Raw genomic sequence first — 18330 nt, 5'->3', positions numbered from 1 at the left:
GGAAGGAAAAGAAACCGCCGTTAACCGCTTCTTAGGGAAATCGCGCAATCCTCGTGGGCAGACGGTGATTCCCAGTGAGGATTTTGCAAGATGGAACAGGAAAGCATCGGTGCGGAGGACTTTCCCACCTGGCGGGCCACCCTGCCCGACCGGCCCCTGACCGGCCTGACGGTGCTGGTGGTCGAGGATTCGCGCGTCGCCTCCGAGGCGGTGCGCCTGCTGTGCCTGCGCTCCGGCGCGCGCATCCGCCGGGCCGACAGCATCCGCGCGGCGCTGCGGCATCTTCAGACCTATCGGCCGGGCGCGGTGATCGTGGACATGGGCCTGCCCGATGGCGACGGCGCCGAGATGATCGCGACCGTCGCGCGGGCCATGCCCCGGGTGCCGGTGATCCTGGGCATTTCGGGCGATCCGGCGAATCGCGCCGCCGCGCTTGCGGCGGGGGCGGACGGTTTCCTGGCCAAGCCCATCGAAAGCCTGGCCGTCTTCCAGGAGGCGATCCTGGCCGCCCTGCCGCCCGAGGCACGGCCCCAGGGACTGCGCCTCGTGCCCGACGATGTGATCGCCGCGGATCCCGAGGCGCTGCGCGACGATCTGGCGCATGTCGCCGATGTGCTGGCGCAGGCCGACGACACGGCGGCCATCGACTATATCGCGCGCTTCCTGGCCGGGGTGGCGCGTTCGGCCCATGACCGCATGCTGGAGGATGCGGCGACGGCGCTGGCGCGCGACCATGCCCAGGGCCGGGCGCTGGCCACCGACCTGGCCCGGATCAGCGGGCTGGTGCAGGACCGGCTGACGGCCGCCCGCATCTCCTGACCGTTCAGGTCCCGGTCAGCGCCGACAGGCTTTGCCGCTGGCGCCCCCGGGCATCGAAATTCGCGGGCGCGAGCCATGCCTGATGCGCCCGGGCAAGCCGCGGCCAGTCACAGTCGATGATGGCATACCAGGCCGTGTCGCGGTTGCGGCCCTTGTAGATCATGTGCTGGCGGAAGATGCCCTCGAAGGTGAAGCCATAGCGCAGCGCGGCCCGGCGCGAGGGGGCGTTCAGCGCATCGCATTTCCACTCGACCCGGCGATAGCCCGCGCCGAAGGCCCAGCCGATCATCAGCGAGATCGCCTCGGTCGCGGCCGGGGTGCGCTGCATCGGGGGGGCGATCTCGATATGGCCGATCTCGATCACCCCATTGGCCGGGTCGATGCGCATGAACGAGGCGAGCCCGCCGATCCTGCCCGTCGCACCGTCGCGCAGGGCATAGAAATACGGGTCCGTCCTGGCGGCCATCTCGGCCTGCCAGGCGCGATAGGCCGGCAGATCGGCGAAGGGACCGTAGCCCAGATAGTCCCAGACCCAGTCCTGCCCCCTATTGGCGGCGAACAGATCCTCGGCATGACGGCCTGGATCCAGCCGCTCCAGCCGCACATGGCGCCCCTCGATCCGCACGGGGCCAGGTGCCGGCGGCGGGGTGAAGCCGGCGACGACAGGCCCGGTCGGACGGTGGGGGCGGGAGGCGCCACCGGGATCGGCTGGGCCTGTGGCGGCTGGGCGCTTGGCGGCCACCGGGCCGGCGCCGTGGGGCGTTCTGACGGCTTCGCCAGTGGCACCCTCCGCGTCATCGGCAACCATCGAAGGGAATCCAAAGGTATCAGGCAAGCAGGCGGGATCGGCGGCGTCATCCTCCAGGCGCCTGTCAGCGCCATGGCGATCGGCGCCCGCGCCCTGGCCGGCCGGACCCATGCGGCCGGAAGCGTCGGCGGAATCCGCAGCGCTGCGGCCGGCAGGGCGCGGGACGGGGCTGGTATTGGAATCCTCGGGCATCGGCGAAGCTCCGGCGAAGGCTCAGGCCAGCATCCCCGGATCGCCCCCAAGATCAAGCCCGGGAAAGATCTCGCGCTCCAGCGTGTCGCGCCCGATCCCGAACAACCCGTGCATCGCCCAGGCGGCATAGGCGCGGATGTCGCGCGTGGGCATCAGGTCGCGATCGGCGTAAAGCTGGCCCTCGCCCAGACCCGGCCAGTCGCCGAAGGCCCGCCCGCCCCGGATCGCGCCGCCGGCCATCAGCAGCGCGCCGCCGGTGCCGTGATCGGTGCCGCCCGAACCGTTCTCGCCCACGGTGCGGCCGAATTCGGTCATGGCCAGCACCGTGGTGCGTCCCCAGTTCTCGCCCAGCCCCTCGCGCAGCTTCAGGATCGCCGCCGCCAGCCGCTCCAGCGCCCGGCCCAGCACCACCGGCTGGTTGGCATGGCTGTCCCAGCCGGGGATCGAGAAGGCGGCAATGCGGCTTTCCGCGTTCAGCCGGCTGGCGGTAAAGGCGGCCAGCGCCTGGGCATCGGCGGTCGGCCCCGAGTTCTTGCCGACATCCGTGGTTTCGGCGCTGATCTGCACCGCATCCTGCGCCGCCGTGCGGAACAGCGGGTCGTCGTGATAGACATGCTCCAGCAGCATCTGCGCCTGCGGCGACAGTTTCAGCCAGGCGCGCGGCGCCCAGCTGAGATGCGCGGCCTTGCCGGTCAGGATACGCATCTGCTCGACCCCCACGGCATAGGCGGTCTCGGCCTTGGCGCCGGGCGTGGCCTGCAACAGCCGGTTCAGCCAGCCGCCCACCCGCCGGTCCACCGGCAGGTCGTTGCCGGTCCCCGCCTCGAGCACGTCCTGGCCGTCGAAATGGCTGCGCTTGTCGCGATAGGGGGTCGAGACGGCATGGGCAAAGGCCAGCTCGCCCTTTTGCCACAGCGGCAGAAGCGGTTCGAGCCGCGGATGCAGCGCATAGAAGCCGTCGAGGTCCGGCGCGCCGTTTTCCGGCCCGACCGAAAGATTGCGGCGCAGCTTGCGCAGCATCGGGTCGCCATAGGGCTGGATCGCATCCAGCCCGTCCATGGCGCCGCGCAGGATGATGACGACCAGCCGGTTCTCGCCCGGAAGCGCGGCGAAGGTCATCGAGTTCATCAGCGGATGCGCCGCGGCCGAGCAGCCGATCAGCGCGGCCCCCTTCAGAAACAGGCGTCGGTCCAGTGTCAGCATCAGCCCTCTCCTATCGCCGGTTGAAATCGCCCGAGGCGAGGATCAGCGCCACGCCTTCGGCGGCGGATTCCGCCTTGGGCACGGCCCAGGCCAGCTCCGCCGATTGCGTGCCGCCGAAGGCCGAGACCAGCATCTCGCGCGGGTCGGGCAGTTCGTCCAGCAGCAGGCGGGGGATGCGCAGCGACCAGTTGATGCGCGCGGCCAGCGTCTGCGGCGCGATCCAGGCATCGGCGTCTTCCGGCCAGCCGTCCGGACCCTTGGGCCGGCCCCAGGGCTGGCCCATGGCCTCGACCGGGCCCCAGGCGATGCGGCGGAAATTCGGCAGTTCCAGCCGCGCGACCTGTTCGCCGCGGATGCCCAGCGCCCGCAGCCCGGCCACGCAGAAATCGAAGGGCTGGCGCACCTTTTGCCGCAGGCCCGAGGCCAGGTCGGGATGGGTGACCAGCACGCGATAGACCTGCGGCAGGTCGCCGCCGCTGTCGCGCCAAACCGCCGCCATCGCCTCGACCAGATCCTCGGAAGGCTGGTCCGAGCCGAAATGCACCGCCAACTTGCGCGACAGATACTGTGCCGTCTCGGGCCGGCGGGCGATGTCGCGAAAGGCGGCGCGGATGTCGTCCAGCCCGCCGCGCCGGCCGCCGCCATAGGCCTGGCCCAGCACGGTTTCGGCCCCCGGCTCGGCCCAAGCAGGCTTGAAGGCGAAACCCTCCTGATGCGTAAAGCTCAGCCCGGTCAGCAACTCGGCCAGTTCGCGCACGTCCTTCTGCTCATAGCCGGCGCCCACGCCCAGCGAATGCAGCTCCAGCGCCTCGCGGGCGAGGTTCTCGTTCAGGCCGAAATTGCGTTTGGGCCGACCCTTGGCGAAAGGCGAGCCCGGCCCGCGGCTGGAAGTCTGGTCCAGATAGACCAGCATCATCGGATGGGTGTCGGCAGCAAGGAACATGTCCTCGAAACGGCCGTTCACATGCGGGCGGATCGCCTCGTCCACGAAGGCCATGGCCAGGGGGTTGTTCACCTTGTTGGTGGCGCGGACGGTGAAATGGTCGCTCCAGAACTGCACCAGCCTTTCGCCGAAGCCGATGGGATCGTCCAGGGCGCGGATCACCCGGCGCCGCAGATCCTCGGCCGGCAGGATGCCGAGCAGCCGGTCGGCCTCCTGCGTCTCGGGCGGTTCGGGCCGGCCCTCGCGCCGGGCCAGGCGGCCCTCGCGGAACAGCGTCGCGATCTCGCTGGCCCTGGTGGTGGTCATCGCCTCGGGCCCCGGGCCGGCATTGGCGGGCCCGGCCAGGACCGTCTCAGCATCGGCGGGCGGCGGCATCAGCGGCGACAGGCCAAAGCCCAGACGGATCGCCGCCAGTTCGGGAAATCCAAAGCTCATGCAATCATCCTTGCAGGGGAAATCGCCCCATATGCAAGGTTATGGCATGATCCCGGCCCGGGGTCAGTTCACGCTTTCTTCAGATGCGGCGCCGCGGCAAGACCCTGCCGATGCGCCGCAGCGGGGTCACTCGCGCGGCAGCACACGCAGGCGCAGCTCGCGCAGCTGCTCGTTCGTGGGTTCGCTGGGGGCGCCCATCATCAGGTCCTCGGCGCGCTGGTTCATCGGGAACATGATGACCTCGCGGATGTTCACCTCGTCGGCCAGCAGCATGACGATGCGGTCGATCCCCGCCGCACAGCCGCCGTGCGGGGGCGCGCCATAGCGGAAGGCCTTGACCAGCCCGCCGAAGCGCCGCTCCACCTCGTCGCGGCCATAGCCGGCCAGTTCGAAGGCCCGGAACATGATCTCCGGCCGGTGGTTGCGGATCGCGCCCGAGACCAGCTCGTAGCCGTTGCAGGCGAGGTCGTATTGGTAGCCCTTGACCGCCAGCGGGTCGCCGTCCAGCGCCTCGATCCCGCCCTGCGGCATCGAGAACGGGTTGTGGCTGAAGTCGATCCTGCCGTCCTCGCCCTTCTCATACATCGGGAAATCGACGATCCAGGCGAATTTGAACTGGTGCTCGTCGGTCAGGCCCAGCTCGCGGCCGATCTCGTTGCGGGCACGGCCGGCGATGGCCTCGAAGGTTTCCGGCTTGCCGCCCAGGAAGAAGACCGCATCGCCTTCGCCCAGGCCCAACTGGCTGCGGATCGCCTCGGTCTTGTCATGGCCGAGCGCCTTGGCGATGGGACCGGCAGCCTCGGTCGAGCCGTCCTCGGCCTTGCGCCAGAAGATATAGCCCATGCCGGGCAGGCCCTGCTGTTGCGCGAAGGCGTTCATGCGGTCGGCGAACTTGCGCGAGCCGCCGCCCGGCGCGGGGATGGCGCGGACCTCGGTGCCCTCCTGCTCGAGCAGCTTGGCGAAGATGCCAAAGCCCGAGCCGCGGAAATGCTCGCTGACCACCTGCATCTCGATGGGGTTGCGCAGGTCGGGCTTGTCCGAGCCGTATTTCAGCATCGCCTCGGCATAGGGGATGCGCGGCCAGTCCGCATCGACGCGGCGGCCGCCGCCGAAGGCCTCGAACAGGCCCTGGATCACCGGCTGGATGGCGCGGAACACGTCCTCCTGCTCGACAAAGGACATCTCCATGTCGAGCTGGTAGAAATCCGTGGGCGAGCGGTCGGCGCGCGGGTCCTCGTCGCGGAAGCAGGGCGCGATCTGGAAATACTTGTCGAAGCCCGCGACCATGATCAGCTGCTTGAACTGCTGCGGCGCCTGCGGCAGGGCGTAGAACTTGCCCGGATGCAGGCGCGAGGGCACCAGGAAGTCGCGCGCGCCCTCGGGCGAGGAGGCGGTGATGATCGGGGTCTGGAACTCGGTGAAGCCCTGCTCCCACATCGCGTCGCGCAGCCATTTCACCACGCGCGAGCGCAGCATGATGTTGTTGTGCAGGCTGTCGCGGCGCAGGTCGAGGAAGCGATAGGCCAGCCGCGTCTCCTCGGGATAGTCCTGGTCGCCGAAGACCGGCAGCGGCAGGTCGTCCGAGGCGCCCAGCACCTCCATCGCCGTGGCATAGACCTCGATCTCGCCGGTCGGCAGCTTGGGGTTGACGAGGCTGGCGTCGCGCAGCTTCACCTTGCCGTCGATGCGGATCACCGTCTCGGCGCGCAGCTTTTCCAGCGCCGGGAAGGCGGGCGAGTCGCTGTCGGCGATCACCTGGGTGATGCCGTAATGGTCGCGCAGGTCGATGAACAGCACGCCGCCATGGTCGCGGACCCGGTGGACCCAGCCGGACAGACGGACTTCGGACCCGGCGGCAGCGGCGGTCAACTCGCCGCAGGTATGGCTGCGATAGGCGCTCATCGTTTTTCCCCTTGCGTATCGGCCACGCATGAACCGCGCCGCGCGGGGGAAGTCAAGCAATCAGAACGGCCGCACCACGTTGCCGGTATAGAAATAGGCGCCCATGCCGACCGCGAAGAGCACGTTGCCCGCCACCGCATGCAAGACCCAGGCCGAGGGGAAGCCGCGCTCCAGATAGGCGCGGGCAAAGAACCAGCCGCCGATGAAGGTCAGGGCCGCGACCACCCAGGACCAGTACATCAGATGCGCAAAGGAAAACACCGCCGCGTTCAGCGCGATCGCCCCCTGCCCGGCCGGCAGCAGCACGGCATAGCGGTGAAAGAACAGCGGGCGAAAGATCAGCTCTTGCGGCAGGGCCGAGAGGATCGGGTAGAAGGTCCAGATCACCAGCAGGAAGTCGGGCCGGTTGCGCACGATCTGGAAGATCGAGTTCGGGCTGCTGAACCACAGGATCGCCAGCCCCGCAAACAGCGTGGCCAGTGCGATGCCGGCGATCTCGCGCCAGGGCAGCCGGCTCCAGCCGCGCACCAGGCTGTGCCAGCGAAAGCCGCCGGTGCACCACAGAAGGCCCAGGCCGGCGAGGCTGAACACCGCCAGGGCCTCGAACAGCAGATGGCCCGGCAGGAACACCGCAATGGCCAACGGCGCCCCGAGATAGAGCGCCGTAAACTCGACCCAGAGCAGGCCGCGCTCTATTGCAGCCTTTGATTCAGCCATATCCGCCACTGTGCGGGCGAGCCCGCAAAGACGTTCAGGTCCACGTTGCCGTTGATCCCCGGCACGATGCCGGTTCCGGTATATTGCCAGAAGCTGTAACGCTGACCAGGATAGACGATGCGCGGATGGCCGGCAACCGAGCGCAGCCAGAACTCCTCGGGCCAGGAGCCGAGGTTGTTGTCGCGATAGAAATCGACCGTGGTGTAGATGATCGGGCGCTGGCCGTAATGGCGGTGCAGGATGTCCTTGAAGATCTTGGCCTCGCGCAGGATTTCATGGCTGGGCGGGCGATGCGGACAGGTCTTGGAAGCGGTCCATTCCAGGTCCAGCACCGGCGGCAGCGCGCCGCGTTCCCGGGGCACGTTGGCGATGAACCAGGACGCCTGTTCCGCCCCCGAGCGGCAGAAGTAGAAATAGTGATAGGCGCCACGCGGGATGCGCGCCTGCGCCGCCTCGCGCCAGTAGCGGCGGAAATTCGGGTCGGCATGGTCGCCGCCCTCGGTCGCCTTGATGAAGGCAAAGCTGATGCCCGAGCTGCGCACCCGGTGCCAGTCGATGTCGCCCTGCCAGCGCGAGATGTCGATGCCGTGGACCGGATGGTCGTATGGATGCCCGCCGATCCAGGGATGCGGCGCGCTGTCGCCGAATTTCGGGCCGCTGCCCTGCCCCGCCATCACCGCCGGCCCGCTGGAGGGACCCCCGCAGGAGGCCAGCGCGACCAGCGCCAGCACCGTCAAAATCTTGCCCAGGAATGTCATCTCTGCCCTCTGCCGCCGCGCATGCCGCGCGCTCTGCCTCTGCGCCTGTGCTCGGCGCTTCGTGTCCTTATCGCAAAGGCGCGGGGCTCTGTCACGATGGCGTGACAGTCACGAGTTTGTCAGGGACGCCCGCGTCCGCGCGCATCTCCACCGCAGGTTGCGCGGCCCGTTTCAGAAGATCCGCGGCGCGATCTCTCTGGGGTCGGCCCCATCGACATGCCAGAACTGGACCGCGCCCGGCGGCAGGCATTCCAGGACGCGCTGGAGATCCGCCTTGTTCGTGTAGCGGCGGATGGTCCAGGCCACGGCTTCGATGGCGTTGTCCGGGGTCAGGTTGTGATGCGGCCGGACCTGTTGCGCCTCTCGGGGCATGATCCGGCGGTCGGCAAAGGGCACCGGCTTGTCGTCGGGTTTCCAGCCGGCCACGAAGATCGCCCTGGGAATCGCCGGCAGGACGGACGCGAAATCCAGCCCCTGCTGCGCCGTGAGTCGGCGACGGAAGACCTGGAACACGCCGTCCAGGGCGGTATAGGCGCTGTTGTCCGAGACCAGGTCCATGCGGTCCTTGAGATCGTCGAGAATCGCGCGCCATTCCTTGGATGCATGGCGATAGGTCCATGGCATTGGCATTGTCCGCTCCTCCCTGCCGGAATGCGCTGCCGATGCGGACGGGCGGCGCGCCCGGCCGGAATCTGCCGGCGCGCCCTGCCCCTCAGCCCATCTCCGGCACCAGCTTGCCGGGGTTCAGCACGCCCTCGGGGTCCAGCGCCTGCTTGATCGCCGCCATCACGCCGATGGCCGCGCCGTGCTGGGCGGGCATCAGGGGCTTCTTGCCGATGCCCACGCCATGCTCGCCGGTGATGGTGCCGCCCACCGCGATCGCACGCTCGGCCATGCGCAGCGCGACGCGCTTGGCGGCGGCAAGCTCGGCCTCGTCGCCGGGCATCACCAGGATCTGGGCGTGGAAGTTCCCGTCGCCGACATGGCCGACGATGGGGCCCAGCAGGCCCTCGGCGCGGATGTCCTCGGCCGCCGCGGCCACCGCGGCGGGCAGATGCGACATCGGCACGCAGACATCCGTCACCACCGCCGTCGCGCCCGGCCGCAGCGCCAGGCAGGAGCGATAGGCGTTGTGCCGCATCTTCCACAAGGCCGCCCGCGCCTCGGGCGTCGTCGCCCAGTCGAAGCCGGTGCCGCCGAACTCGCCCGCCAGCGCGCCGAAGCTTTCGGCATCGCCCTTGACCGAGGCGGGCGCGCCGTGGAACTCGACCATCAGATGCGGCCCTTCATGCATCTGCGTGCCCGAGGCGCGGTTGAAGGCGCGCACCACATCGGCGTCGATGAACTCGATCCGCGCCATGGGGATGCCCGACTGGATCGTCGCGGTGACGCATTCCACCGCCTGCTCCAGCGTCGCGAAGCCGCAGACCGCCGAGGCGACCTCCTCGGGCTGGCCGTGCAGCCGCAGGGTCAGCTCGGTGATGATGCCCAGCGTGCCCTCGGAGCCGACGAACAGCGCGGTCAGGTCATAGCCGGCACTGGATTTCGCCGCCCGCGTGCCGGTGCGGATGACGCGCCCGTCGGCCAGCACCACCTCGAGCGCCAGCACGTTGTCGCGCATGGTGCCGTAGCGCACCGCCGTGGTCCCCGAGGCGCGGGTCGCCGCCATGCCGCCCAGCGAGGCATTGGCACCGGGATCGACCGGGAAGAACAGGCCGGTCGCGCGCAATTCGGTATTCAGCGCCTCGCGCGTGCAGCCGGGCTGGACGCTGACCTGCATGTCCTCGGCCCGGATCTCCAGCACCCGGTCCATCTTCGACAGGTCGATGACCAGCCCGCCCTGCGGCGCCAAGGCCTGCCCCTCCAGCGAAGTACCGGTGCCCCAGCCGATCATCGGCACGCGATGCGCATGGCAGATGGCGGCGATGCGCGACACCTCCTCGGTCGAGACCGGCCAGGCCACCGCGTCGGGCGGCGGGACGCGGTGGAAGGTCTCGGACTGGGCGTGCAGTTCGCGGTCGGCGCCGCTGGTGGACAGACGCGCACCCAGAAGCGCGGAAAGCGCCTCAAGCACCGGGGCGGGAATGGGCATGGCAGTCCTCCTGAATTGGTATGGCAGGGAAATAGCCCTGCCGCCGGTCCAAGGGCAAGCCGGGGATCAGGCTTTCTCGCCAAGGGCACCCTTGACCGCCTCGATGGCCGGGGTGACGGCGTGATGCGCCACCGGGATCAGGATCATGCCCCAGACCACCCCGAAGATGCCGTCGAAAAAGGCCGTCGTGGCCCAGGCCGCAAATCCCGGCGCGGCTGGCAGGGCATGGGCCGCCGCCTCGGCCATGCCATGGATCCATTCATAGGGCTGGTGCTGGCCCAGTTCGTGCAGCCCGTGAATGACGATCTGGCCGCCGACCCAGATCATCGCAGCAGTGCCGACCACGGTCAGCGCCTTCATGAAACCCGGCATGACATGCACGATGCCGCGCCCAAGCCCCGCCAGCGGCCCGCCGCGCTCGTGCAGATGCAAGCCGACATCGTCCGCCTTTACGATCAGCGCCACGAAGCCGTAGACCGCGACGGTGATGCCCAGCGCCACCACGGCCAGGATCAGCGCCTTCATCCAGATCGCATCGCCGTTCGGAATCGTGGCCAGCGCGATGGTCATAATCTCGGCCGAGAGGATGAAGTCGGTCTTGATCGCGCCGCGCACCCGTTCCTCTTCCAGCCCGGCGGCGCCTTCCTCGGTCACCGTCAGATGCGGTTCGTTGACCTTGTGGTGGCTGAGCGCATGCACGAGCTTCTCGGCACCCTCGAAACACAGGTAGGAGCCGCCCACCATCAGCAGCGGCGTGATCGCCCAAGGCGCAAAGGCCGACAGGAGCAGCGCGATGGGCAGCAGGATCACCAGCTTGTTGTAAAGCGAGCCGCGGGCGATCTTCATCACGATCGGCACCTCGCGCGCGGCGGAAAAGCCGTGCACGTATTTCGGCGTCACCGCCGCGTCGTCGATCACCGCGCCGGCGGCCTTGCTGCCGGCCTTGACCGCCTGCCCCGCCACGTCGTCGATCGACGCCGCCGCGATCTTGGCGATCCCCGCCACATCGTCCAAGAGCGCCAGCAATCCGCTCATGCCAATCCGTCCCGTCCCAAGGTCTCCGCGCGGCACTCTAGGCGCCCTCGTCCGCAGGCGCAATTCGCAGCCGGGGCGATGGTTCCCGCGCCCCGCCCGGCTTGCACCCGCGCGGGGAATCATTCATCAAGCATGGGACAATCGAAAGGGCCGCCCCATGCTGGATCAGAACGCGAAACCGACCGAGGAGATCGACCTGCGCGAGGTCTTCGGCCTTGACAGCGACATGAAGGTCAAGGGCTTTGCCGAGCGATCCGACCGGGTGCCCGACATCGACTCGACCTACAAGTTCGACCCCGACACCACCCTGGCGATCCTGGCCGGCTTTGCCTACAACCGACGGGTGATGATCCAGGGCTATCACGGCACCGGCAAATCGACGCATATCGAGCAGGTAGCGGCGCGGCTGAACTGGCCCTGCGTGCGGGTGAACCTGGACAGCCACGTCAGCCGCATCGACCTGATCGGCAAGGACGCGATCAAGCTGGTCGAGGGCAAGCAGGTCACGGTGTTCCACGAGGGCATCCTGCCCTGGGCGCTGCGCAACCCGACCGCCATCGTCTTCGACGAATACGACGCCGGCCGCGCCGACGTGATGTTCGTGATCCAGCGCGTGCTGGAGGCCGACGGCAAGCTGACGCTGCTGGACCAGAACGAGGTCATCACGCCCAATCCCTATTTCCGCCTGTTCGCGACGGCGAACACCGTGGGCCTGGGCGACACGACCGGCCTCTATCACGGCACCCAGCAGATCAACCAAGGCCAGATGGACCGCTGGTCTCTGGTGGCGACGCTGAACTACCTGAGCCACGACGCCGAGGCCGCCATCGTTCTGGCCAAGAACCCGACCTACAACACCGAGAAGGGCCGCAAGATCATCAGCCAGATGGTGACGCTGGCCGACCTGACGCGGACCGCCTTCATGCAGGGCGACCTGTCCACGGTCATGTCGCCGCGCACGGTGATCGCATGGGCGCAGAACGCCCGCATCTTCGGCGACAACGTGGGCTATGCCTTCCGGCTGACCTTCCTGAACAAATGCGACGAGCTGGAGCGCCAGACCGTGGCCGAGTTCTACCAGCGCCTGTTCGACGAGGAACTGCCGGAAAGCGCGGCGGTCAAGGCGGGGTGATGGGGCCCCTGGCCCGAGCAGCGTAATGGCAGCGAAGTTCAAGAGCATTTATGTCCATATCGGGGACATGAAGGCTGGCTCGACATCGTTGCAGCGTTTCCTGCGTTCGGACGGCTTCAGCGGGATGGATCTGGATATGGTCTATCCCGGCTGGGCCGAAAACCACAGCCGGCTGGCAAAGGCGCTGCGGGTCAGGCCGGGAGGCGGGCTCATGGCACGGATATGCCGTGCACAATTGACGCTTGCCCCCCGCGCCTCGGTCTGCGTCCTGTCGGACGAGCATTTCTCGGTGCTGCGGCCGGACGTGTTGAAGGCGTTCGCCGACATGGTGCTTCAGCCCTTTGCCGAGCGCGTGCATCTGGTCCACTACGTCCGCCCGCATCTGTCGCGGATGAGATCGGTCTATGCCGAGGTGGTCAAGATCGGCGCCGATCTGCGGCGCTTCCAGGATTTCGTCCAGCAAAGCACCGGGCGCGGCCGCTTTCTGCAAAGCGGAACCATCGACGCATGGCGGCAGCAGTTCGGCGATGCCTATATCCTGCGCCCCCTGCTGCGCCAGCATCTGGTCGGAGGCGATATCGTGACGGATTTCCTGTCCATCTGCACCGGCAGCGCCGTTGCCACGCCTGGCATCCCGGCCGAGAACAGAAGCCTCGATCCGACCGGCCTGGGCGAGGTGCAGCGGATTCACCGCCGCCTCCAGCACCGCAGCCCGGCGCTGCGCCTTGCGGTCGGCTATGAGTTCGACCGCCTCTATCGCAAGCATGCCGCGGGTGCGGGTGACGGGCTCAGGCTGGCGCTTTCGCCGCGCAACGCCGCCGGTTTCCAAAGCCGCTACCACATGGATGCCATCGGCATGGACCGCAGGCTGGGGCTCGAAGCGCGCGGCTTTGCCGATGCCCTGGCCCGTGATATGCAGGATGCGACGGTAGGCGTTACGGATCCGTTCGACCTGGCCGCCACCCCCGCCGCCTCTGCCGCGAGCAGGGCGGTCGGGCCCTGGTTGTCCCTGCCGTTGCCGGACCGTGCGGTCGGTAGCGCATTGTCCCGCTACACCCGGTTGAGAAGGTGACCCCGCCCATGAAGAAATCCGACAACCCCGCCGATCCGTTCAAGAAGGCCCTGACCGAGGCGACCCGCGCCCTGGCCGAGGATCACGAGCTGAACGTGACCTTCACCGCCGACCCTTCCGGCGTGGCGGGCGACACCATGCGCCTGCCGCAGGTCAGCCGCCGCATGACCCGCGACGAGGTGCTGCTGGCGCGCGGCACCGCCGATGCGCTGGCGATGAAGCTGCGCCACCACGACGCCGGAACCCATGCGAAATACGCCCCCGCCGGGCCGATGGCGCGCGACCTCTACGAGGCGATGGAGACGGCGCGCTGCGAGGCGTTGGGCGCGCGCGACATGCCCGGGGCGCTGTCGAACATCGACGCCAAGCTGGGGCAGGAGGCCGAGCGCAAGGGCTATGGCCAGATCAAGGCCCCGGCGGATGCGCCGCTGGCCGTCGCTGCGGGCTATATCGTGCGGCAGGCGGCCACCGGCCGCGCCCTGCCCTCGGCCGCGCAGCATGTCGCGGACCTGTGGCGGCCCTTCGTCGAGGAACAGGCCGGCGCCGATCTGGAGCAGGTGGGCGAGGTGCTGGCCGACCAGGCCGCCTTCGCGCGGCTGGCCCGCAAGGTGATCGCCGACCTCGGCTATGGCGACCAGCTGGGCGAGGACCCGGACGAGCCGCAAGAGGACGAGGCCGACGAGAACGCCGAGCAGGACGAGGAGGCCGGCGACAACCAGTCCCGCGACCAGAACCAGGACGAGGACGCCGAGGCCAGCCCCGAGCGCACCCAGGACCAGACCCAGGACGAACGCCAGGCCCAGGTCAGCATGGACGACCAGTCCGACGAGGAACTGGTGGACGAGGCCGAGATGTCCGAGGCCGAGACGCCCCCCGACCTGCCGCCGCAGGTCAGCGAGGCAAGCCCGGATTACAAGGTCTATGCCCAGGAATTCGACGAGGAGATCCGCGCCGAGGACCTCGCCGACCCGGCCGAGCTGGAGCGGTTGCGCGCCTATCTCGACAAGCAGCTGGAACCCCTGCGCGGTGCCGTCTCGCGGCTGGCGAACAAGCTCCAGCGCCGCTTGCAGGCGCAGCAGAACCGCAGCTGGGAATTCGACAAGGAGGAAGGCGTGCTGGACGCCGGGCGCCTCGCCCGCGTGGTGGCGAACCCGACCACGCCGCTGTCCTTCAAGGTCGAGAAGGATACCGAGTTCCGCGACACGGTTGTGACGCTGCTTCTGGACAATTCCGGCTCGATGCGCGGCCGGCCGATCAGCATCGCCGCGATCTGCGCCGACGTTCTGGCCCGCACGCTGGAACGCAGCCAGGTCAAGGTCGAGATCCTGGGCTTCACCACCCGCGCCTGGAAAGGCGGACAAAGCCGCGAGAAATGGCTGGCCGCCGGCCGGCCGGCGCAGCCGGGACGGCTCAACGACCTGCGCCATATCATCTACAAGGGCGCCGATGCGCCCTGGCGGCGGGTGCGGCCGAACCTGGGCCTGATGATGAAAGAGGGGTTGCTCAAGGAAAACATCGACGGCGAGGCGCTGGAATGGGCGCATCGGCGGCTGGCCCGGCGGCCCGAGGCGCGGCGCATCCTGATGGTGATCTCGGACGGGGCGCCGGTGGACGATTCGACGCTGTCGGTCAATCCGGCGAATTTCCTGGAAAAGCACCTGCGCGACGTGATCGCGATGATCGAGCGCAAGAAGCAGGTCGAGCTGCTGGCCATCGGCATCGGCCATGACGTGACCCGCTATTACCAGCGCGCGGTGACGATCACCGATGCCGAGCAGCTGGCCGGCGCCATCACCGAACAGCTCGCCGCGCTGTTCGAGGCCGATCCCAGGAAGCGCGCCCGCGCCATGAGCCAGCGCCGGGCGGGATGAAAGCCTGTCCATTCCGGCTGCTTGATCTGCCCCGCCTGCCATGCGACCAATTTCGCCGGATCGGGGCCGCTTTCCGCCTCGCTGGCCAAGGGGCTTCGACGTGTTGAAGATCGGTTTTTTCATTCCCGAGTTTCCAGGCCAGACCCATATCTTCCTGTGGCGCGAGCGGCAGGCGCTGGCCGAACTGGGGATCGAGGCCGAGCTGATCTCGACCCGCCCACCGCCGCGCGCCGTCGCCTCGCACGCTTGGGCGGCCGAGGCGCAGGCCCGGACCCGCTACCTGATGCCGCTGGGCGGCGAGGGTTTCGGCATCGTCGCGGAATTCCTGCGCTCGGGGCCGACCGGCTGGGCGCGCGGCCTGGGCGCGGCGCTGAGCGCCGAGGCGCAGGGCGTCAAGGGGCGGGCGCGGATGCTGGCGCTGCTGGCCATGGGCGCGCGGCTGAAACGCATCGCCCGCCAGCAGGGCTGGACCCATGTCCATGTCCACAGCTGCGCCGACAGCGCCAATATCGCCATGTTCGCCGAGCGGCTGGGCGGGCCGGGCTACAGCCTGACCCTGCACGGCCCGACGCTGGAGGGCTACGGGCCGAACCAGCGGCAGAAATGGCGCCATGCGCGCTTCGCCACCATCATCTCGCAATTGCTGACGCGGGTGGCCGAGCGCGAGATCGGCACCGACCGCCCCGCCGTCATCAACGTGGCGCCGATGGGCGTGGACCTCGACCAGATCCAGCGCCGGACCCCTTGGCAGCCCCCCGCCCCCGGCGAGGCCCTGCGCCTGTTCAGCTGCGGGCGGCTGAACGCGGTCAAGGGCCACGACCACCTGATCGAGGCGGTCGCCCTGCTGCGCGCCCGCGGCATCGACGCCCGGCTGGAGATCGCCGGCGAGGACGAGCAGGGCGGCTCGGGCTATCACCGCCAGCTCGACACGCTGATCGCCGAGAAGGGCCTCGGCGACGCGGTCACGCTGCTGGGCGCGGTCAACGAGGATCGCGTGCGCGAGGGGCTGGAGTGCGCGCATGTCTTTGCGCTGGCCAGTCTGAACGAGGGCATCTCGGTCGCGATCATGGAGGCGATGGCGATGGAGATGCCGGTCGTCGTCACCGATGTCGGCGGCAATCACGAGCTGATCACCTCGGGCCGCGACGCGATCCTGGTGCCGCCCGAACGCCCCGAGATCATGGCGGACGAAATCGCCCGGCTGCACGCCGATCCGGCCGAGGCGCGGCGGCTGGCCCAGGCGTCCCGCGCCCGCGTCGCCGCCGAATTCCACCACCGCCGCAGCGCCGAGGCGGTGGCCGACGGCCTCGCGCGCACCCTGCCCGGCGCAAGCGCGGCGCTGGCCCGCGCCTGACAACCACAACAAGACCCGGAGGCGAGCATGTTCCAGAATTACGACAGCCATTCCGACCCCGCCGCGCATCCGCCCCGGCTGGCCGAATTGCGCCGCGAGCTGGCGGCGCGCGAACTCGACGGCTTCCTGGTGCCGCGCGCCGATGCGCATCAGGGCGAATATGTCGCGGCCCGCGATGCACGGCTGGCCTGGCTGACCGGATTCACCGGCAGCGCCGGTTTCTGCATCGTCACCCCGGATCGCGCCGGGGTGTTCATCGACGGCCGCTATCGCGTGCAGGTCAAGGCCGAGGTGGACCCCACGCATTTCACCCCGGTGCCCTGGCCGGAGACGAAACCCGCCGACTGGCTGCGCGCTGCGCTGCCCGAGGGCGGGCGCATCGGCTACGACCCCTGGCTGCACACGCGACGCGAGATCCGCGAGATGGAAAAGGGCTTGTCCGGCTCGGGCATCGCGCTGATCGCCCTCGACACGAACCCGGTCGATGCGATCTGGACCGACCAGCCCGAGGCGCCGGTCGGCGCGGTGCGGCTCTGGCCCGACGAGATCGCCGGCGAAACGGCGGCCGAGAAGCGCGCCCGCATCGCCCGGGCGCTGCGCGAGACCGGGCAGCAGGCGGCGGTGCTGACCCTGCCCGATTCGGTCTCGTGGCTGCTGAACATCCGCGGGGCAGACGTGCCGAAGAACCCGGTGGTGCAATGCTTCGCCATCATCGAGGAAAACGGCCATGTCGCCGTCTTCACCAACCCGGCCAAGTTCGGCGCGGAGGTGCGGGCGGCGCTTGGCAACGCAGTCTCGGTGCTGCCGCTGGACGCGCTGACCCCGGCGCTGACCAATCTTGCCGGCCCGGTGCGGGTCGATCCCGCCAGCGCCCCCGACCGGGTCTTCGCGCTGATCGAAAGCATGAACACCCCCATCGCGGAGGCCCCCGACCCGGTGATCCTGCCGAAAGCCTGCAAGAACCCGGCCGAGATCGCCGGCATGCGCGCCGCGCATCTGCAGGACGGCGCGGCGGTGACGGAACTCTTGTGCTGGCTTGACGCCCGCGCCGCACAGCTCGACGCCGAGCCGCTGACCGAGATCGACGTGGCGAAGAAGCTGGAGGAATTGCGCTTGGCGCGTGGCATCCTCGACATCAGCTTCGACACCATCGCGGCCACCGGCCCGCATGCCGCGATCCCGCATTACCATGTCGACCGGCAAAGCAACCTGCGCATCCTGCCCGGCCATGTCCTGCTGGTTGATTCCGGCGGGCAATACCCGAACGGCACTACCGACATCACCCGCACCCTGCCGATGGGCCCGGTCGATCCGGCGGTGCGCCGGCCCTATACGCGGGTGCTGCAAGGCATGATCGCCGTGTCGCAGGTGCAGTTCCCCAAGGGTGTCGCCGGCTGCCATATCGACGCCCTGGCCCGTGCGCCGCTGTGGTCCGAGGGCATGGATTACGACCACGGCACCGGCCATGGCGTCGGCGCCGGCCTGTCGGTGCACGAGGGGCCGGTGCGGATCTCGCGCATCTCGGAGATCCCGCTCGCCCCCGGCATGATCCTGTCGAACGAGCCGGGCTATTACCGCGAGGGCGCCTTCGGCATCCGCATCGAGAACCTGATCGTGGTCGAGAAGCGCGAAAGCCCGGACGGCCGCGAGATGCTGGGCTTCGAGACCCTGACCTTCGCCCCGATCGACCGCCGGCTGATCGAGCCCGGCCTGCTGGCGCCGGCCGAGATCGCCTGGCTCGACGCCTATCATGCACAGGTCTGGGAGAAGATCTCGCCGCTGGTCGATGGCGAGGTCCGCGACTGGCTCTCCCTGACGACGCGTCCGCTGGGCGGCGGCGCCTGACTACCGTTCTTTCCGTTTTCAGATGGCCATGCGACGGCGCAACCGGCGCCGCGCAACCCGGCAACGCGCCATGGCCCGGCTTCTCTGTTGTCCAAATACCCCCGCAACACCGCCTCCGGGCACTGCCGCATGGGTATTTAGGCAACGAAGAA

The 18330-nt window shown here is 69.0% G+C and carries 15 protein-coding genes; 6 read left to right on the top strand and 9 right to left on the bottom strand.

Annotated features, from left to right (window positions below):
• Positions 1-90: 90 nt before the first annotated feature.
• On the top strand, positions 91-819 hold the full coding sequence (locus AQY21_RS04575) for a response regulator (RefSeq protein WP_058096604.1): 729 nt from the start codon (positions 91-93) through the stop codon (positions 817-819).
• A 4-nt stretch (positions 820-823) separates the two neighbouring features.
• On the opposite strand, the gene AQY21_RS04570 is transcribed toward AQY21_RS04575, so the two are convergent.
• The 9 genes from AQY21_RS04570 to AQY21_RS04530 all read right to left on the bottom strand — a co-directional run bounded on the left by AQY21_RS04570 (position 824) and on the right by AQY21_RS04530 (position 10904).
• Entirely contained in the window at positions 824-1444 is a 621-nt protein-coding gene (locus tag AQY21_RS04570) for a GNAT family N-acetyltransferase (protein ID WP_238986688.1), read from the bottom strand.
• 396 nt (positions 1445-1840) lie between these two features.
• Complete coding sequence (locus AQY21_RS04565; RefSeq protein WP_058096603.1) at positions 1841-3022, bottom strand: DUF1501 domain-containing protein; 1182 nt, start codon at positions 3020-3022, stop codon at positions 1841-1843.
• Between the two features lie 10 nt (positions 3023-3032).
• On the bottom strand, positions 3033-4400 hold the full coding sequence (locus AQY21_RS04560) for a DUF1800 family protein (RefSeq protein ID WP_058096602.1): 1368 nt from the start codon (positions 4398-4400) through the stop codon (positions 3033-3035).
• Between the two features lie 126 nt (positions 4401-4526).
• Positions 4527-6302: an aspartate--tRNA ligase gene (aspS, locus tag AQY21_RS04555; protein WP_058096601.1), complete on the bottom strand. Its 1776-nt coding sequence runs from the start codon at positions 6300-6302 to the stop codon at positions 4527-4529.
• Between the two features lie 60 nt (positions 6303-6362).
• A complete protein-coding gene (locus AQY21_RS04550) occupies positions 6363-7019 on the bottom strand; it encodes a type II CAAX prenyl endopeptidase Rce1 family protein (protein WP_058096600.1) in 657 nt (218 codons plus the stop codon).
• A complete protein-coding gene (locus AQY21_RS04545) occupies positions 6995-7777 on the bottom strand; it encodes a GH25 family lysozyme (RefSeq protein ID WP_058096599.1) in 783 nt (260 codons plus the stop codon). The genes AQY21_RS04550 and AQY21_RS04545 overlap by 25 nt, the downstream gene beginning before the upstream one ends.
• A 171-nt stretch (positions 7778-7948) precedes the next feature.
• On the bottom strand, positions 7949-8407 hold the full coding sequence (locus AQY21_RS04540) for a DUF2267 domain-containing protein (protein WP_058096598.1): 459 nt from the start codon (positions 8405-8407) through the stop codon (positions 7949-7951).
• Between the two features lie 82 nt (positions 8408-8489).
• Entirely contained in the window at positions 8490-9869 is a 1380-nt protein-coding gene (locus tag AQY21_RS04535) for an FAD-binding oxidoreductase (RefSeq protein WP_058096597.1), read from the bottom strand.
• Between the two features lie 66 nt (positions 9870-9935).
• A complete protein-coding gene (locus tag AQY21_RS04530) occupies positions 9936-10904 on the bottom strand; it encodes a DUF808 domain-containing protein (RefSeq protein WP_058096596.1) in 969 nt (322 codons plus the stop codon).
• A 157-nt stretch (positions 10905-11061) separates the two neighbouring features.
• Here AQY21_RS04530 and cobS point away from each other — a divergent pair, with 157 nt between their 5' ends.
• The 5 genes from cobS (at position 11062) to AQY21_RS04505 (ending at position 18178) form a co-directional block, all read left to right on the top strand.
• Positions 11062-12036, top strand: coding sequence for a cobaltochelatase subunit CobS (gene cobS, locus AQY21_RS04525; protein WP_058096595.1), 975 nt, complete (start codon positions 11062-11064; stop codon positions 12034-12036).
• A 25-nt stretch (positions 12037-12061) separates the two neighbouring features.
• Positions 12062-13108 (top strand): hypothetical protein, encoded by a 1047-nt coding sequence (locus tag AQY21_RS04520; protein WP_058096594.1) that lies wholly within the window; start codon positions 12062-12064, stop codon positions 13106-13108.
• Between the two features lie 8 nt (positions 13109-13116).
• A complete protein-coding gene (cobT, locus tag AQY21_RS04515; protein ID WP_058096593.1) occupies positions 13117-14979 on the top strand; it encodes a cobaltochelatase subunit CobT in 1863 nt (620 codons plus the stop codon).
• Positions 14980-15079: 100 nt separating this feature from the next.
• Entirely contained in the window at positions 15080-16333 is a 1254-nt protein-coding gene (gene epsE / locus AQY21_RS04510) for an exopolysaccharide biosynthesis GT4 family glycosyltransferase EpsE (RefSeq protein WP_203416380.1), read from the top strand.
• Between the two features lie 27 nt (positions 16334-16360).
• Positions 16361-18178, top strand: a complete 1818-nt coding sequence (locus AQY21_RS04505) for an aminopeptidase P family protein (RefSeq protein WP_058096591.1) — start codon at positions 16361-16363, stop codon at positions 18176-18178.
• Positions 18179-18330: the final 152 nt, after the last annotated feature.

The sequence above is a fragment of the Paracoccus sp. MKU1 genome, from assembly GCF_001447385.1.
Taxonomy (GTDB): Bacteria; Pseudomonadota; Alphaproteobacteria; order Rhodobacterales; family Rhodobacteraceae; genus Paracoccus.
Note: the sequence above shows the minus strand (reverse complement) of the source record. Positions and strands in the feature narration are given on the sequence as shown.

Excerpts from the sequence above, each read along its gene's own strand:
- AQY21_RS04575 (WP_058096604.1), top strand. The coding sequence starts at position 91 with ATGGAACAGGAAAGCATCGGTGCGGAGGACTTTCCCACCTGGCGGGCC.
- AQY21_RS04565 (WP_058096603.1), bottom strand. The coding sequence starts at position 3,022 with ATGCTGACACTGGACCGACGCCTGTTTCTGAAGGGGGCCGCGCTGATC.
- AQY21_RS04560 (WP_058096602.1), bottom strand. The coding sequence starts at position 4,400 with ATGAGCTTTGGATTTCCCGAACTGGCGGCGATCCGTCTGGGCTTTGGC.
- aspS (WP_058096601.1), bottom strand. The coding sequence starts at position 6,302 with ATGAGCGCCTATCGCAGCCATACCTGCGGCGAGTTGACCGCCGCTGCC.
- AQY21_RS04550 (WP_058096600.1), bottom strand. The coding sequence starts at position 7,019 with ATGGCTGAATCAAAGGCTGCAATAGAGCGCGGCCTGCTCTGGGTCGAG.
- AQY21_RS04545 (WP_058096599.1), bottom strand. The coding sequence starts at position 7,777 with ATGACATTCCTGGGCAAGATTTTGACGGTGCTGGCGCTGGTCGCGCTG.
- AQY21_RS04540 (WP_058096598.1), bottom strand. The coding sequence starts at position 8,407 with ATGCCAATGCCATGGACCTATCGCCATGCATCCAAGGAATGGCGCGCG.
- AQY21_RS04535 (WP_058096597.1), bottom strand. The coding sequence starts at position 9,869 with ATGCCCATTCCCGCCCCGGTGCTTGAGGCGCTTTCCGCGCTTCTGGGT.
- AQY21_RS04530 (WP_058096596.1), bottom strand. The coding sequence starts at position 10,904 with ATGAGCGGATTGCTGGCGCTCTTGGACGATGTGGCGGGGATCGCCAAG.
- cobS (WP_058096595.1), top strand. The coding sequence starts at position 11,062 with ATGCTGGATCAGAACGCGAAACCGACCGAGGAGATCGACCTGCGCGAG.
- AQY21_RS04520 (WP_058096594.1), top strand. The coding sequence starts at position 12,062 with ATGGCAGCGAAGTTCAAGAGCATTTATGTCCATATCGGGGACATGAAG.
- cobT (WP_058096593.1), top strand. The coding sequence starts at position 13,117 with ATGAAGAAATCCGACAACCCCGCCGATCCGTTCAAGAAGGCCCTGACC.
- AQY21_RS04505 (WP_058096591.1), top strand. The coding sequence starts at position 16,361 with ATGTTCCAGAATTACGACAGCCATTCCGACCCCGCCGCGCATCCGCCC.